At 70.6% G+C, this 15,239-nt stretch carries 10 protein-coding genes; 3 read left to right on the top strand and 7 right to left on the bottom strand.

The features are described from left to right. Positions 1-36: 36 nt before the first annotated feature. A complete protein-coding gene (locus ACTMTJ_RS12030; protein ID WP_441216239.1) occupies positions 37-1,374 on the bottom strand; it encodes an MFS transporter in 1,338 nt (445 codons plus the stop codon). A gap of 727 nt (positions 1,375-2,101) precedes the next feature. Between ACTMTJ_RS12030 and ACTMTJ_RS12025 the strand changes: the two genes are divergently transcribed. Both ACTMTJ_RS12025 and ACTMTJ_RS12020 read left to right on the top strand, forming a co-directional pair. Beyond that, complete coding sequence (locus ACTMTJ_RS12025; RefSeq protein WP_441216237.1) at positions 2,102-2,704, top strand: RNA polymerase sigma factor; 603 nt, start codon at positions 2,102-2,104, stop codon at positions 2,702-2,704. A gap of 4 nt (positions 2,705-2,708) precedes the next feature. Further along, complete coding sequence (locus tag ACTMTJ_RS12020) at positions 2,709-3,389, top strand: hypothetical protein (protein ID WP_441216235.1); 681 nt, start codon at positions 2,709-2,711, stop codon at positions 3,387-3,389. Here ACTMTJ_RS12020 and ACTMTJ_RS12015 read toward each other — a convergent pair. Next, on the bottom strand, positions 3,386-7,426 hold the full coding sequence (locus tag ACTMTJ_RS12015; RefSeq protein WP_441216233.1) for a galactose-binding domain-containing protein: 4,041 nt from the start codon (positions 7,424-7,426) through the stop codon (positions 3,386-3,388). The two genes, ACTMTJ_RS12020 and ACTMTJ_RS12015, sit on opposite strands and share 4 nt — an antisense overlap. A gap of 153 nt (positions 7,427-7,579) precedes the next feature. Further along, entirely contained in the window at positions 7,580-8,545 is a 966-nt protein-coding gene (locus ACTMTJ_RS12010; protein WP_441216232.1) for an oxidoreductase, read from the bottom strand. Positions 8,546-8,636: 91 nt separating this feature from the next. Here ACTMTJ_RS12010 and ACTMTJ_RS12005 point away from each other — a divergent pair, with 91 nt between their 5' ends. Continuing rightward, positions 8,637-9,191: a TetR/AcrR family transcriptional regulator gene (locus tag ACTMTJ_RS12005; protein ID WP_441216230.1), complete on the top strand. Its 555-nt coding sequence runs from the start codon at positions 8,637-8,639 to the stop codon at positions 9,189-9,191. Between the two features lie 48 nt (positions 9,192-9,239). Here ACTMTJ_RS12005 and ACTMTJ_RS12000 read toward each other — a convergent pair whose 3' ends face one another. The 4 genes from ACTMTJ_RS12000 to ACTMTJ_RS11985 form a co-directional block, all read right to left on the bottom strand. Further along, on the bottom strand, positions 9,240-9,551 hold the full coding sequence (locus ACTMTJ_RS12000; RefSeq protein WP_441216228.1) for a hypothetical protein: 312 nt from the start codon (positions 9,549-9,551) through the stop codon (positions 9,240-9,242). A gap of 3 nt (positions 9,552-9,554) precedes the next feature. Then, positions 9,555-9,974, bottom strand: coding sequence for a protein-tyrosine phosphatase family protein (locus tag ACTMTJ_RS11995; RefSeq protein WP_441216226.1), 420 nt, complete (start codon positions 9,972-9,974; stop codon positions 9,555-9,557). Positions 9,975-10,050: 76 nt separating this feature from the next. Continuing rightward, positions 10,051-13,587, bottom strand: coding sequence for a choice-of-anchor D domain-containing protein (locus ACTMTJ_RS11990; protein ID WP_441216225.1), 3,537 nt, complete (start codon positions 13,585-13,587; stop codon positions 10,051-10,053). Between the two features lie 106 nt (positions 13,588-13,693). Then, on the bottom strand, positions 13,694-15,235 hold the full coding sequence (locus ACTMTJ_RS11985) for an MFS transporter (RefSeq protein ID WP_441216224.1): 1,542 nt from the start codon (positions 15,233-15,235) through the stop codon (positions 13,694-13,696). Positions 15,236-15,239 lie beyond the last annotated feature (4 nt).

Raw genomic sequence — 15,239 nt, 5'->3', positions numbered from 1 at the left:
CATGTGCGCCAGCTTGATCGTGCGCGCTGCCGCCGGCTAGGCGGCGGCGCCGACGAGCTGCCTGGGATCCTCGGCGTCGGCGCTCTCCTCGTCGGCCGGTGCGGTGTCGAGCGGATGGGCCAGCTCGTCCTTCGGCATCCTGGCCAGCACGATCGCTGCCACGGCGAAGGCGGTGGGCAGCAGGCCGGCGACCGCGAACGTGACGCCCAGCCCGATGCCGCTGCTGACCGGGCCGGCTAGCGCCATCGACACCGGCATGAAGACCAACGAGACGAAGAAGTCGAGGCTGGAGACCCGGCCGAGCATGTGCGGCGGCACCCGGCGCTGCAACAGCGTGCCCCAGATGACCATCGGCGCGGAGAAGCAGATGCCGACCACGAAGACGGCCGCGGCGATCACCCAGACGTTGGCGATCAGGCCGATCAGCACCAGCGGGAGGCAGCCGGCGCCCCAGAAGAGGTTCATGACCGTGAGGTAGCGGCGGGGCATCTTGAACATCGCCATGCCGAGCGACCCGATCGCACCGCCGATGCCGAACGCCGCCATGACGATCGCGTGGTCGCCGGGGCCACCGCCGGCGCGGTCCTTGATGACGAACGGGATCAGCACCTCGACCGGGCCCATGATCAGCAGGATCAGCGCCGAGGCGAAGAGCAGCGTCGCCAGCAGCCACGGGGTGCGGGCCATGTAGACGAAGCCGTCCTTGAGGTCGACGAGCGCGGCGCGGACCGGGTGGGCCGGCTCGGCGGACCTGTCGCGGCGCAGCGGCACCGGGCGGACGAGCAGCAGGAACGCCACGCCGATCGCCTCCAGCACCGCCACCATGACGATCGCCGCGCCAGGTGAGGAGGCCGCGATCAGCGCGCTGGCCACGGCCGGGCCACCGGCCTGCATGATGGTCGGCCGCAGCATGCCCTCGACGCCGTTGGCCGCCATCAGGTCTTCGGCCGGCAGGATCGACGGGAGCAGCGCCGAGTAAGCGGGGTAGGTGAACCCGTTGCCGAGGCCGATCACGCCGGCCACCACGATCAGGTGCCAAAGGTGAAGCAGATCACCGACCGCGAGCGCGGCGACCACCGCGATCGCGACCGTGCGCGCGCCGGCGACCGCGAGCAGGATGCGGCGCTGCGGCACCCGGTCGGCCAGCACGCCGCCGAGCAGCGTGGTGGCCACCATGCCACCGGCCGCGGCGGCGGAGACCAGCGAAAGCTCGGTGGGACCGCCGCCGAGCGCGATGACCTGCCAGACCAGCGCGATCAGCCAGACACCGGCGGCGAAGAGCGACATCGTGACGGAGCCGGCGAGCAGCCTGTACTGCCCCAAGCGAAACGGGCGCAGCGGCCCGCGCAGCCATCGGGATCCGGTGTCGCTCATCGTCCTGCCCCCTTGGTGTCGACCCTCTGGGGACTATGACGGACGGGACCGACAAAACTCATCGACGTTTCGGCGGACGGGCGCCGGTGGCCGGCATGCGGTCGGCCTGCCACCGGCGCCCTGGTCGCTTTTCTCGGGAGGAGGAGCCGGCGGAGGAGGAGGGGGCCTCCAGCGCCAGCGAGCCACGAGAAGAGCGACCTCGCCCGCTGCCGAGCCCACGCCAGCCATACCGGAGACCGGCGCAGCGGGCCGGGCGGGCGTGCCCGGCGCACCCGTTCCGGAAGCGGTGGGAATCGGGGGGTGTCCCACCACCGCCGGCCGAGCTGCCGGGAGCTGAGGCGAACGCCATGGTGGGCACGCTGCCGGGGTTGGTGCCGGCCGTCGTGCCAGCCGGGCGGGCGCCACCGCTCCGACCGCGGCCGATAGCCGCCCCGGCCAATGTGCCCCCATTGCGGATTCCTCCCACGTGCCCACCAGGCGCTTCCGAAAGACGATGCCAACAGACCCGGTACAGGTGGCGCGACCGGTCGATCGGGCCGAGGCGGCGGAGGAAGGGGTAACGAGTGAAGACGTCCGTACACATTTCCGGTTCGCGGCCCGATATCGGTAACAGGGCGCTGATGACCTTGCGTGTACCCGGCTCAACCGTGCGGCCCGCGACCCTGGTCACGATCACGGCGAGCGGGTGTAACCTGCTGGCCGGACCAGCGCGACAGGGATCGGGGCTTTGGACGACGAGGAACTCGAGAGCGCCCTCGCCGGTGCGGTGCGGGGAGACTCCGCGGCCTTCGCCTGCCTGTGGCGAGCGCAGCAGCCGGCGCTGCTGCGCTATCTGCGGGTGATCGTAGGCGACGCGGCCGAAGACGTGGCCTCCGAGACGTGGCTTCAGACCGCGCGGGCTCTGCGCGGGTTCACGGGCACGGCGGCCGGGTTTCGCGTCTGGCTCTTCACGATCGCCCGTAACCGCGCGATCGACGAGCGGCGGCGGGTCCGGCGGCGCCCGGAGGAGCCTCGCGACCTGACGGAGCGTGAGCTGCCGGCGACTTATCCGGATGCGGCCACCGAGGTGATCCAGCACTCCGAGACCGACTGGGCACTGAGTGTGATCGCCACGTTGCCCAAGGAGCAGGCCGAGGCCGTGACGCTCCGGGTCGTGGCCGGGCTCGACGTGGCGCAGACCGCCCAGGTGCTGGGCAAGCGGCCGGGAGCGGTACGGATCGCGTCGATGCGGGGCCTGCGCCGGCTCGCCGAGCACGCCGAGGTGCAGGCCCGCCGCGCCGCGTCGAGGCCGCCGCTCGACCTCCATTCGCCGCGGACCGAGGGGGTGTGACGCCGTGATTCGTCGGCCATGGCGGCGCCGGATCAAGCCGGACGAGGCCGAGCGGCTGCTCGCCGGCCGGCCGGACACCGAGCACCCGGAGCTGGGCCGCCTGCTGGCCGCGGCCGCCGCCCCGCCCCGGCCGGAGGAGCTGACCGGGCTCGACTCGGCCCTCGCCGCGTTCGAGGAGGCCGGCCGGGTCGAGCGCCCGGCACCGGCGCCCCGCCGGCGGCACGTGCTCCGGCCGCTCGCCGCCGCGGCGGCCGTGTCGGTGCTGCTCGTCGGCGGCGTCGCGGTGGCCGCCGAGACCGGCTACCTGCCCGGCACCGGCCCGCCCGCGAAGGAGAGCCTCGCGCCGCGCGAGGTGCCGTCTTCCGCCGCGCGGACGAGCCCGGGTGGTGGTGCCACGAGCGGACCGGCCCCCACGCCCAGCCCCACTGCCAGCGGCCCGACGGCCGGCCCTGCCGACAAGACCGCGGCCAGGCTCTGCCGCCAGTGGGACGACCGGCGTGTGAAGGGCAAGCCGATGAAGCCCAAGGACCTGGCCGAGCTTGCTCGGTTGGCCGGCGGAGAGCCACGGATTCCCGGATTTTGCGCACCGCTGCTCCCGCCGACGCCGACGGAGTCGCCGAAACACCCGGACAAGAAGAAGGGTGGCCCGCCCACATCGGCCAGGCCACCCTCCGTGACGGGCTAGCCGCCGGTTATCTGGAACTGCGAACCCGGCTCGACGACGATGTGTCCGGTCGCCGAGTTGGTGATGGTGACGTTGGTCAGCGTCGCGCTGCCGCGTGCGCTGCCTTGTGCCAGGATGCCGGCGCCGTTGTTGGACTTGTCGATCCGCACGTTGGTGATCACCACGCCCGGTATGTTGCCACCGCCGCCCTTGAACTGGATGCCGTCGTACGTGGAATCCATGATTTCGGAGTCGCGGATGACGACGCCGGGGATGTCCCGGCCCGGGGCGAATATCGTGATGGCGCCAAACTTCTGCTGCTCACCCCAGAAGACGCCGCCACAGCGGTAGAGCCCGTTGTTGGCGAGCAGCGTGGTTCCGGAAAATGGCTGCGGGCTGTGGTCGGTCGCCAGCATGATGCCCGGGTAGTTCATCGTGTCGTAGATCAGGTTGTTTTCGGCGGTGTTTCCGTAGCCGCCGTAGATGGCGATACCGTTCGCCCGCCACGGCAACTGGATGGTGTTGTTGGTGAAGTGGTTGTCGTGCCCGATGTCCGTCGCCTGGTCACGGACGAAGGTGCTCGACCAGACCGCCAGCGAATCGTCACCCGTGGTACGGAACGACGAGTTGAAGACGCGCGAGTTTCGCGTGCTGTTGGCGAAGTTGATGCCGTCCGCGTATGTGTTGCGGATCCGCATGCCGCTGAAATCGAGGCCGTCGCCCGGGTTCCAGTACGCCGGGGTGTCCGAGTAGTCGCGGCCGACCCAGGCGCCGACGTTGACGTGTTCGATCCAGACGTTGCTGATCCGCGTGTTCTTGCCGAGCCGGCCGTTGATCCCGTGCCCCCGGTTGGCCCGGTTGGTGGTCATACCGAAGATGGCCAGGTCCGAGATCTGGGTGTTGTCGTCGATGTCGAAACCGACGTTGCCCTCGTGCGGGTGGTTGATGTTGCCGACGACGTTCTGCGGCTCGGTGTTCGTGTAGAGCCGCGTGTGCCACATGCCCGCGCCACGGATGACCGCGTTGCGGATGCCCTTCTGGTTGTACTGGCCCCGGGTCGGGTCCGGCGACAGGATCTTCTGCTCCTGGCGCCATTGGCCGGCCGGGATCCAGACGCAGCTGATCACGCCGTTTTCGTCGTCGGTGACGGCCCGCTGGATGGCCGCGCTGTCGTCGACGTTGTCGTTGGCCACCGCGCCGTACTGCGTGATCGAGGTGCAGCCGGCCGGCTGGCTCAGCGCCGGCGCCACCTGCTCCAGGTCGATCAGGTCGATGATGTAGAACTGCGCGCTGTCGTTGGCGTCCCGCTGTAGCTTGAACTTCGTGCCCGGCGGATAACTCTGGCCGAGCAACAGGTTTGACTCGTCGAAGAGCCGGCGGGCGTTGGCCTGCGGCGAGTTCGAGAGCCCCTCGGTGTCGTCCGTCGTGCCGTACAGCCAGCTGTTGCGCGACGACAGCGTGACCTTCTGGGCGAACGTGCCATTGATGTAGAGGCTGATGGTGGCTTCCATGCCACCGCCGCCCGGCGAGTCCGGGATGGAGTTTCGCACGACGATCGAGTTGGCCTGGTTTGTCGAGGTGAACTCGACGAACTGCCCCGTGCTGTTGAGCCGCACCGACTGCCGCCCCGACGACTCGGTGGCGAAGTTGGTGTGCCCGAACGTACGCAGCGGGTCGGCGACCAGCAGCGTGCCCTGGTAGTCGGCGGCCTCGGCCTCGTACTCGGTGTACGGAACAGCGGCACCGCGACCGACCACTATGGACCGGGCGAGCGAGTTGTTGTTTTCGTTCGTCTCGGTGACCGCGTTCGTCGCGTCGGCGGTGGCCCTGATGGTGGCGCCGCCACTCGTCGCCGTCCAGCTGCCGCTGATCGCCACGTTGACGGTCGCGCCGGCGGCGATCGAGGCGGTGTTCGTGTTGAGCGTCGTGCCGCCGGCCACCACGCGGGTCACCGTGGTGGCGCCGCTCGCGGCGGTGCCGCGGTTGTTGACCGTCACCGTGAACGTGACGGAGGCGCCCACCGCCGGGTTCGGCGGGTTCGAGGTGATACCGGTGACCTGGAGGTCAGGGCCGGGCGCCTGCGCCACCACCAGCGGCGAGGGCGCGGTGAAGCTGTTGTTGTCGTTGCTCTGCTCGACGACCTGGTTGGCCGGGTCGACCGTCGCGGTGTAGCTGTAGCTGCCCATCGGCCGCGTCCCGGCGTTGAACGTGACGGTCGCCGAGGCGCCGGCGGCGAGGCCGGCCACCGGGGTGCTGCCGGCCAGCGCGCCACCGAGGTTGAAGTTGACCGAGGTCGCGCCGGAGGCCGCCGAGCCGTCGTTGCGCACCGTGGCCGAGAGGGTGATCGCGCTCGCCTCGTTCGGCGATGCCGGACTCCAACTGCCCGCGCTCACGACGAGGTCGGGGTTGGGCGCCATGGTGCCGACGACCTGTACCTCGGCGACCTGCCCACCGGGCGCGCCGCTGTTGGCGGTAAAGCGCAGCTGCACGTCGGCGGTGCGGCCGGTCACCGGGACGGTCACCGAGTTCTGGTTCGTCGACGAGCTGAAGCTGTACGTCCCGCTCGCCTTCAGCGACGTGTACCCGGTCGCGCCCTGGTCCCGGCCGAGGATCTCGAAGGTCTGTGTGCGCGGACCCCACGCCGGGTCGGGGTTGAGCTTGACGGTCACCGACGTGACATCCGCGTTCGCGCCGAGCTTGACGGTCAGCGTCCCCGGCTGGCCGTTGGACTCCCAGTAGGTCGCGAGGTTGCCGTCGTTGGCGTTGGTCGCGACGAAAGTGTGCACGAACGAGGACGCGTCGATCGGCTTGCCCGCGGCAAGGTTGGTGCCGCCCGGCGGGTTCTCACCGACCCTGGTGACGTGGTTGCTGTCCGCCGACTCGTTGGTGGCCGCGTCGCGGGCGCGCACGAAGTACTCCACCGTCGCGCTCGCCGGCTGGGTGTCCGTGTACGTCAGGACGTTGCCCGCCACGCTCGCCCGCTCGGCACCGTTCGCGAAGATCGTGTAACCGGTGACGCCGACGTTGTCGGTGGAAGCGTTCCAGGTCAGCCTGATCTGGCCGGCGGCCGGCTGGGTGAAGGCGAGGCCGCCCGGCGCGGTCGGCGCCTGGGTGTCGCCGCCGGTGGTCGTCCCGTAAACCTCGAACTCGGCGATCTGCCCCGCCGGCCAGCCGGTGTTGGCGGTGATGTGCACCCGCACGTACCGGACCGTCGTGGCCGCGAAGTCGATCGTGACGGTGTTGGCCGAGGCCGGGTCGAACGCCCGGCCCGCCGAGGCGGAGAGTGTGCTGGAGGTGCCGGCCTCGGTGCCGCCCTGCACCGCCAGCGTCTGGGTGCGGGCGCCCCAGCCGGTCGGCAGCTTCAGCACGACGCGGCTGACGCTCGCGGCCGTGCCGAGGTCCACCTGGAGCCATTGCGGGAACGCGTTGTTGGTGCTTTCCCAGTAGCTGCCCGGGTTGCCGTCGTTGGTCAGGTTGGCGCCGAAGCCGCCCTGCGCACTGCTCGCCGTCATCACCTTGCCGGTGGCGAGGTTTCCGCCGCCGCCCCCGGCGCCGTAGATCTCCATCTCGGAGACCTGCGCGGCCGGCCAGCCGGTGTTGGCCGTGATGTTCGCCCGCACGTACCGGGCGCTCGCCGTGGTGAAGTTGATCGTGACCGCGTTGCCGCTCGCCGGGTTGAACATCCGTCCCGCCGACGCGGAGAGGGTGCTGAAGTTGGTGCCGTTGGTGCTGCCCTGGACGCTGAGTGTCTGTGTGCGGGTCTCCCAGCCGCTCGGCAGCTTGAGCACGACCTGGTCGATGCTCACGCTGCTGCCGAGGTCGATCTGTACCCACTGGGGAAACGTGTTGCCGGGGCTCTCCCAGTAGGTGGCCGGGTTGCCGTCGTTGACGTTGCCCGCGGTGTACTGCCCGTTGGACCCGCTGGCCGACGCGGTGCGCCCGGCGGCCAGGTTGGGCCCGCCGGCCGCCATCGCGGGCGTGGGCGCGAGCCCGGCGTAGACCAGACCTGCGGCGAGAACGCCGCTGATCAGCCGCCAGCTGAGCTGTTTCCGTCTCATGGTGTCCCCTTGCGCTGGTGAACGACGAGGTGGAGCGCCGCTGGTCCGGGACAGCCGTGCGGCATGGCGGTGTGGTTTAACGCGCACTTCTGCTAGCTTCTTGCACGCAAGCATCGATTTCTTGCGGGCCAGGGGTCTAAGGTTTCAGATGTGTCACTGGTTCGTCAACAGTTCGCCCACATCGATCGTCACGCCGGTCGATCTTTCGGAGAGTTCCCAGAGCCGGCGCTGCGCCGCGACCTCGTACGACTGCGGTGAGGACCTGATCTTGACCGGATGTCCGGTGAACTGGAGCCGGCCGGGCGGCCCGAAGAAGTCGCCGCCGCGCGCCTCCGGGTCGACGGCGGCCCGCAGCGTGGCCAGCGCGCCGACCCGTGGATCCTGAAGCAGCCACCACGTGAGCGGCCGAAACCACCGCCCGGCCACCGCACGGGAGACCGGATCGAGCTCGCGGGTGAACTCCGTACGCGCGTTGCCCGGATGCGCGGCCACGGCGATGGTGGGCGCGCCGGCGGCCGCGAGCCGCCGTTGCAACTCGTACGTGAAGAGCAGGTTGGCGAGCTTCGACTGGAAGTAGGCGGCGCGGTCGCGGGCGGTGTACACCCAGCCGCGCGCGAAGTGCGGATCGTCGAAGTTGAACGTGCCGGCGCCGAACCGGTGGCCGATGCTGCTCACCGTCACGACGCGCGAGCCGGGGACCGCGAGCAGCCGGTCGAGCACCAGCCCGGTGAACGCGAACGGGCCGAGGTGGTTGGTGGCGAGCGTCCGCTCGAAGCCGTCCACTGTGGTCTCCCGGCGCGGCCACAGGCCACCGGCGTTGTTGACGAGCAGGTCGATCCGCGGATGGGTGGCGCGCAGCTCGGCGGCGGCACGCCGCACCGACTCCAGCGAGGCCAGGTCGAGCCGGAGCGTCTCGACGGTCGCGCCCGGGGCGGCGGCCCGGATGCGCTCCGCCGCGCCGGCCGCCCGCTCGTCGCTGCGGCACGCCAGCACCACGGTCGCCCCACGCGCGGCGAGCACCCGGGCCGTCACGAACCCCAGACCGGTGTTACCGCCTGTGACGACCGCGACGCGGCCGCTTTGATCCGACACTTCCGCCTCGGTCCATCGCCGTGCCATCGCACACCTCCTGAGATAGAATCCGGGACGTACGTCCCGCTTCTTCGACTATACGGGACGGTCGTCCCGCTTAGCAATGGAGGAGTGCGCGTTGGCGAGAGAGCTCCGTGCCGACGCCCGGCGCAACAGGGCCCGGGTGCTGGCGGTCGCCGCCGAGGTCTTCGCCGCCGAAGGTCTGGCGGTGCCGATCCACGAGATCGCCCGCCGGGCGGGCGTAGGCACCGGCACGGTCAGCCGCCATTTCCCCACAAAGGAGTCGCTGTACGCGGCGATCCTGCTGGAACGGATGGAACGGCTCACCGCCGAGGCGGACGCGCTCGCCACGAGCGAGGAGCCGGGCGAGGCGTTCTTCCGGTTCTTCGCCACGCTGGTCCACGAGGGCGCCGCCAACCGCGGACTGGCCGAGGCGCTCGCCGGCGCCGGCTACGACCTGGACGCGGCCGGCGTCGAGGCCGGCCACGACGTCTCGGGCCGCCTCCGCACACTGCTCGCGATGGCGCAGGCCGCCGGCACGATCCGGTCCGATGTGGAGTTTGCCGACGTCAAGGCACTCATGGTCGGCTGCCAGGCCCACCCGGGTGGCAGCACAGACAAGGCCGCGCTAGACCGCATAATCACGGTTGTCTGCACCGGCCTCCGCGCCTGACCCCGGCTATTGGGAGTACTGGCGCTAACGCGAGCGGGCGGTGTTGCGTCAGCCCAGGCCGACTGGTGGGTTGAAGAGGCTGACGGCCATCAGCACCTCGAACGGGTCGGTGGCCACCCGGCGGTCGACGCGGGCCTCGGCTCCGGTGTCGCTGCGGATCAGCACGGCGGTGTCGGCGGTCTGGCGGACCACGAAGCTGGTCACGGCGTTGAAGAGCGGCGCCACACCGGACAGTCCGATATGGATGGTGTAGGCGCCGTCGGCGGCCGGCTCGGCAGCTATCGGTGGATCGGCGGCAGCCAGCGCGTCGGCGAGTGCCGACAGGTCACCGGGGCCGTCTGGGGAAAGTGTCACCCGCATCCGTCAGCCTCCTCGTACGAAGCGCTTCTGCCATGGTGTCTCGACGGCGTGCTTGTCGTACCTCGCACGGATCCACGCCACCGCCTCGTCCGGCGGCACGCCGTCGAGCACGGCGAGGCAGGCGAGAGCGGTGCCCGTACGCCCGCGACCGCCGCCGCAGGCGATTTCGACACGCTCGCCGGCCGCCCGCTCCCATGCCTCACGCAGCGTGTCACGGGCCTGGCGGCGGTCGCTGGGCAGCCAGAAGTCCGGCCACCGGATCCACCGGCTCGCCCAGCCGACGGCCGGCGGCGGACGCCCCAGCAGGTAGACCCCGAAGGTCGGCGGCGGCCCGGCCGGCATGGGCCGCCGCAGCCCGCGCCCCCGCACGGTGCGCCCGGACGGCAGCTCCACGACGCCCGGCTCACTCGCGTCCCAACCCACCGGACCACCCTACCCACGCCGTTGACCAGGGACCTGGTGTCGCGGCGCGTCGCACGACCCCGCCCACCATGACGCGTCAGGTGTTCCAGATCTGGAAGGTCGAGAGCTGGCCGGCGGGCCAGCCGGTGTTGGCGGTGATGTTCAGGCGGAAGTATCGCTGGGTTGTCGCTGGGAAGGTGATCGTCACCGTCGGGGCGAAGTTGTACGTGGCTGACGCGGCCACCGTCGTCCAGGTGCTGCCGTTGGTGCTGCCCTGGATGGAGAGCGTCTGGTTGCGGGCGCCCCACGACGCGGGCAGTTGGAGCACCACGCGGCTGGCGCTCTGTGCCGAGCCGAGGTCGACCTGCACCCACTGGGGGAAGGCGTTGTTGGCGCTCTCCCAGTAGGTGTTCTGGTCGGCGTCGGTCACATTGGACGGTGCGTAGCTCTGCTGCTGGCTGGATGCGGTGGCCGGCCGGCCCGCCGCCAGGTTGGCGCTCGTGGTGCCGCCACCCGTGCCGGAGAGCGCCACCGTCGTGGGGCTGTTGGTGGCGCTGCTGTTGACCGTGAGCGTGCCCGTGCGGTTGCCCGTGGCGGCTGGCCGGAAGGTCACGTCGAGCGTGCAGGAGGCGCCTGCGGCAAGTGCGGTGCCGCAGTTGTTGGTCTGTGTGAAGTCGCCGGTCACCGAGACGCCGGTGACCGTGGCCGCCGCGCTGCCCGTGTTGGACACGGTCACCGCTTGGGCGGTGCTCGCACCGCCGACCGGCACCGACCCGAAGGTCAGCGACGACGCGCCGGCCGACAGCGTTGCCCCGCCTGGGTTGCCGGCGCCCGGGTACACCTCGAACTCGGAAGCCTGGCCCGCCGGCCAGCCGGTGTTGCCGGTGATGTTCACGCGGACGTACCGGGCGCTCGTGCCCGCCGGGAGCCCGATGCTCACCGTGTTGCCGGTCGCCGGGTTGAGCGTGTGCCCCGCGGACGGGACGACCGTGGTGAACGACGAGCCGTTTGTGCTCGTCTGCACCGAGAGCGTCTGCGTACGGGTGGCCCAGGCCGCGTCCGGCGGGAGTTTCAGCGCGATCCGGCCGACGCCGGTGGCCGCGCCGAGGTCCACCTGCACCCACTGCGGGAAGGAGCCGTTGACACTTTCCCAGTAGGTGGCGGCGTTTCCGTCCGTCACGTTGCCGGGTGCCAGTGACGGGTTCGCCTGGCTGCTCGCGGACGCGGGCTTGCCGGCGGCGATGTTGGTGTTGGAGCCGATACCGCTGCCGGAAAGGGCGACCGTGGCGGGGCTGTTGTTGGCATTGCTTGTCACCGTGACCGAGCCGGTGCGGCTGCCCTCGGCGGTGGGCCGGAACGTCACGTTGACCGTGCAGGAGGCACCCGCCGCGAGCGTGCCGCAGTTGTTGGTCTGTGCGAAATCGCCCGAGGCGGAGACGCCGGAGACGGTCGCGCTGGAGGTGCCGCTGTTGGTGACCGTCACGCTCTGCGCGGCCGTGGTCGAGCCGACCGCCGCCGCGCCGAACGAGAGCGAGCCGGGGTTGGCGTTCAGGACCGGGCCCGGTGCCACGCCCACGCCGGAGAGGCTGGCGGTGGCGGGTGCGGCCGCGTTGGCGACGGTGAGCGTGCCGGTGCGGTTGCCCGCGGCGGTCGGCCGGAAGGTCACGCTTACCGCGCACGACGCGCCCGCCGCGAGCGACGCGCCGCAGTTGTTGGTCTGCGCGAAGTCGCCGGTCACCGACACACCGCTGAGCGACACCGCGGCCGAGCCGTTGTTGCTGACCGAGACGGCCCGCGCGGCGCTGGTCGTGCCGGTGGCCTGGGAGCCGAAGTCGAGCGCGCTCGGCGCGACCGTGAGGCCCGACGAGTCCGGCCAGAAGACCGGCTGCGGCCACTGTCCACACTGGGCGTACGTGGGTCCGTTGATCCACGAGCCGTTGCCACCCGCGTTGACGATCTGGAAGCCGCCGCCGAGGCAGTTGTAGATCGGCGCGTTGGCCTGGCCGATCCGGGTCGCCTGCACGTTGGCGAACGACACCGAACCACCCACCTGCGCCTGGAGCACGAACGTGCCGACGCCGTCGATCGTCGCGTTGCGGATGCTCACGTTGGTGATGCTGGACCCCGAGACGAAGTGGATCGCCTCGTACGGCGCGTTGCGGATGACCAGGTCGTCGACCACCACCGCGCCGGTCATCGCCTGGTCGCGGGCGTCGAACCAGAGCGCGCCGACGCCGAACTGCCAGTTGGGGTCGAGGCTGCCGGACCGGATGATCGTGTTGCGCAGCACGTTGGTGGTGCCGGCGAGCGGCGTCGAGGCGAAGCGGTTGGCCACGTGCATGCCGCCGCCCTGCGAAATGCCGGAGTCGATCACCACGTTGTCGGTCATGCTGTTGTTGCGGCCGCCGTAGATCACCATGCCGTTCGCCCACTGGGTCTGCTCGACGGTGTTGTGGTGGAACGTGTTGCCGGAGTTTTCCACCTGGTCGGACCACATCGCCATCGCGTCGTCACCGGTGTTGCGGAAGTGGCTGTTGGAGACGACGGAGTTGGTCACTCCCTTGTGGAAGTTCATGCCGTCGGCGGTCTGGTCGCGGACCCGCATGCGGTCGAACGTCAGGTTGGTCATCGGACCGTCCATCCACATGCCGACCTTGGTGTGTTCGATCCAGATGTTGTTGATGTTCGAGTTGGAGATCGCCCCGCCGATGCCGTTGACCTGGCAGGCGTCACACCGCTCGATGACCTCGCCGCGGATCTGGAAGTGCGACATGTTGACGTTCGAGCTGCCGCCCTGGTCGATCCAGCGGCCGTAGAAGCCGATGCCCTCGCCGCCCACGATGGAGTGCCACATGCCGGCGCCCCGGATGTTGATGTTGTTGAGCACCAGGTGGCCGGTGACGAGGAAGCGGCCCGCCGGGATCCACACGGTGCCGCCCGGACCGGCGGCCGAGATCGCCGCGTTGAAGGCGGCGGTGGAGTTGACCGCGCCGCTCGGGTCGGCGCCGTGGCTCGTCACCGAGACCGAGCCGGCCGGCTGCGGGAGCGCGCCCGCCACCTGCTCGAACTCCATGAAGTCCACTGTGTACGAGGACGCCGAGCTGTTCGAATCCTTCTGGATGCGCACCTTGGCGCCAGGGTTCATCTGCGGCAGCAGTCGCTGGTACTCGTCGTAGAACCAGTGGTGGTTGCCCTGCGGCGTGTTCGAGAACTGGTAGCCGCCGTAGAGGTGGCTGTACTTGTTCGTCGTCGTGATGTCGGCCTGGCGCGCGCCATCGATGTAGAGCGAGAGCGGCGCGGTGTAGACCGAGCCGGTCGCGGTGTCCGGGATGCTGAGGCGGACCACCATCGAGTTTGCCGTCGACGGGACGGTGAACTCGACGTACTCGCCGGTGGCGTCGAGCGTTACCGCACGGCGGCCGGACGCCTCGGCCTCGAGCGTGTTGTAGGTGTAGCCGGGGCCGATCACGGTGCCGTTGGTCGCCGAGGCCTCGGCCTCGACGTGCACATAGGGCAAGGGGGCGCCGGCACCACCGGCGGCGGAGGCGGGGCCGGCGAGGATGGCGCTCGCGGCGGCGGCGACGAGCACGCCGCTCGCGACCGCGCCGGCGAGGGTGGAAGTCCGGGGACGCATGCGCTGCTCACTTTCGTGGGGGTCGATGAAAGTGGGTGCCGGGCTACCCGGGACCGTAACTCTCTCGACACAACAGCGCAATATCTAGATGGATCTCTGCAACTTCCTAGCGGTCTGCCGCAAGAGTCGTGCGCCTAGGCCAGAGCCAAAGCAGCAGAACAACCGCTAACAGGGCAAACAGTCCCACGATCCGCACCGAGCCGGCGACGCCCGTGGCGTACGCGTCCTGATATGCCGCCATGACCGCCTGCCGCTCGTCCGGCGGCAGCCTTTCGAGCACCGTGGCCGCGGCGTCCGACCCGTTCAACGCGTTGTCGAGCTTCGCGAGGTCGTCTTCGGTGAGACCGGCGGCGATGGCGTCGTCGCGGGCCCGGCTCGTCCCGATCCCCTTGGCCAGCGCCGCGCAGAGCGCCACACCGATCGCGCCGCCGAGCATGCTGCTCATCTTGAACAGGCCGGAGGCGGTGCCGGCGAGCTCGGGCGGCGGCCCGGCGACGGCGGTGTCGGAGATAGGCACCGAAAGCAGGCCCAGGCCGGCGCCGAGCACGAGCAGGCCGACCAGCAGCAGCCAGTACGGCGAGTCGGTGCTCACCAGGCCGGCGAGCAGAGTACCCACACCGAGCAGCACCAGGCCGCACGCGACCGGCAGGCGTGGACCGAGGCGCGCGGCCATCCGCGAGCCGACCGGGTTGAGCGCGAGGATCGTGAGCGTCGAGGGAAAGAGCAGGAGCCCGGCTTCCAGCGCGCTGTACCCGCGCACGGTCTGTAGGTAGAGCGCGAGCAGAAAGCTGAGGCCGGCGAAGACGATGTTCATGACGAGGTTGGCGGTCAGCGCGCCGTCGAAGTCGCGGGCGCGAAACAGCCGGAGGTCGACGAGCGGCTCGCGCACCCGCCGTTCGACGAGCACGAACCCGACGCCCAGGGCGGCGGCGACGACCAGCAGCCCGATGATCAGCGGGTCGTCGAAGCCGGTCGACTGCCCTTCCGTGAACGCGTACAGCAGGCAGAACGCCGCCGCCGCGCTGGCCACCAGGCCCACCACGTCGACGCCGCCGGAGGCGCCCACGTCCCGCGACTCAGGCGTGTACCGGAGGATTACCAGGAACGCGGCCGCGGCGAGCGGCGCGGCGATCCAGAAGAGCGAGCGCCAGCCAAGTGCGCTGGTGAGCGCCCCGCCGACGGCCGGCCCGGCCGCCTGCCCCACCCAGGCGACGGCCATCCACGCGCCGAACGCCTTGGGCTGCTCCTCGCGTGGAAACAGCGGCGGGATCAGGGCCAGCGTGGCCGGCAGGATCATCGCCGCACCGACCCCCATGAGCGCGCGGCCGGCGACGAGCCCGGGCAGGCTGGAGAGAAACGCGGTCAGCAGCGAGAAGCCGCCGAACATCGCGACACCGATCAGCAGCAGGCGGCGGCGCCCGTAGAGGTCGCTCAAGCGGCCCGCGGCGAGCACGAGCGCGCCGCAGGCGAGGCTGAAGGCGTTGTTTGTCCACTGTAGATCGGTAAGCCCGATGGTCAGCTCGGTGGAGATGGTCGGTAGCGCGACAGCCAGTTCCGCGAACGCGAGCCACACGAGACCGGCGGCACCGCAGAGCCCGGCGAGCGCGACCCACCGGTGCGTCACCTGGCTCGTTGTGGAGACGGCCATGAGA

This window comes from Phytohabitans sp. LJ34, assembly GCF_052068095.1.
GTDB lineage: Bacteria > Actinomycetota > Actinomycetes > Mycobacteriales > Micromonosporaceae > Phytohabitans.
Note: the sequence above shows the minus strand (reverse complement) of the source record. Positions and strands in the feature narration are given on the sequence as shown.

Coding starts and splice junctions, on each gene's coding strand:
- ACTMTJ_RS12000 (WP_441216228.1), bottom strand. CDS start 9,551: ATGCGGGTGACACTTTCCCCAGACGGCCCCGGTGACCTGTCGGCACTC.
- ACTMTJ_RS12010 (WP_441216232.1), bottom strand. CDS start 8,545: ATGGCACGGCGATGGACCGAGGCGGAAGTGTCGGATCAAAGCGGCCGC.
- ACTMTJ_RS12030 (WP_441216239.1), bottom strand. CDS start 1,374: ATGAGCGACACCGGATCCCGATGGCTGCGCGGGCCGCTGCGCCCGTTT.
- ACTMTJ_RS12015 (WP_441216233.1), bottom strand. CDS start 7,426: ATGAGACGGAAACAGCTCAGCTGGCGGCTGATCAGCGGCGTTCTCGCC.
- ACTMTJ_RS11990 (WP_441216225.1), bottom strand. CDS start 13,587: ATGCGTCCCCGGACTTCCACCCTCGCCGGCGCGGTCGCGAGCGGCGTG.
- ACTMTJ_RS11985 (WP_441216224.1), bottom strand. CDS start 15,235: ATGGCCGTCTCCACAACGAGCCAGGTGACGCACCGGTGGGTCGCGCTC.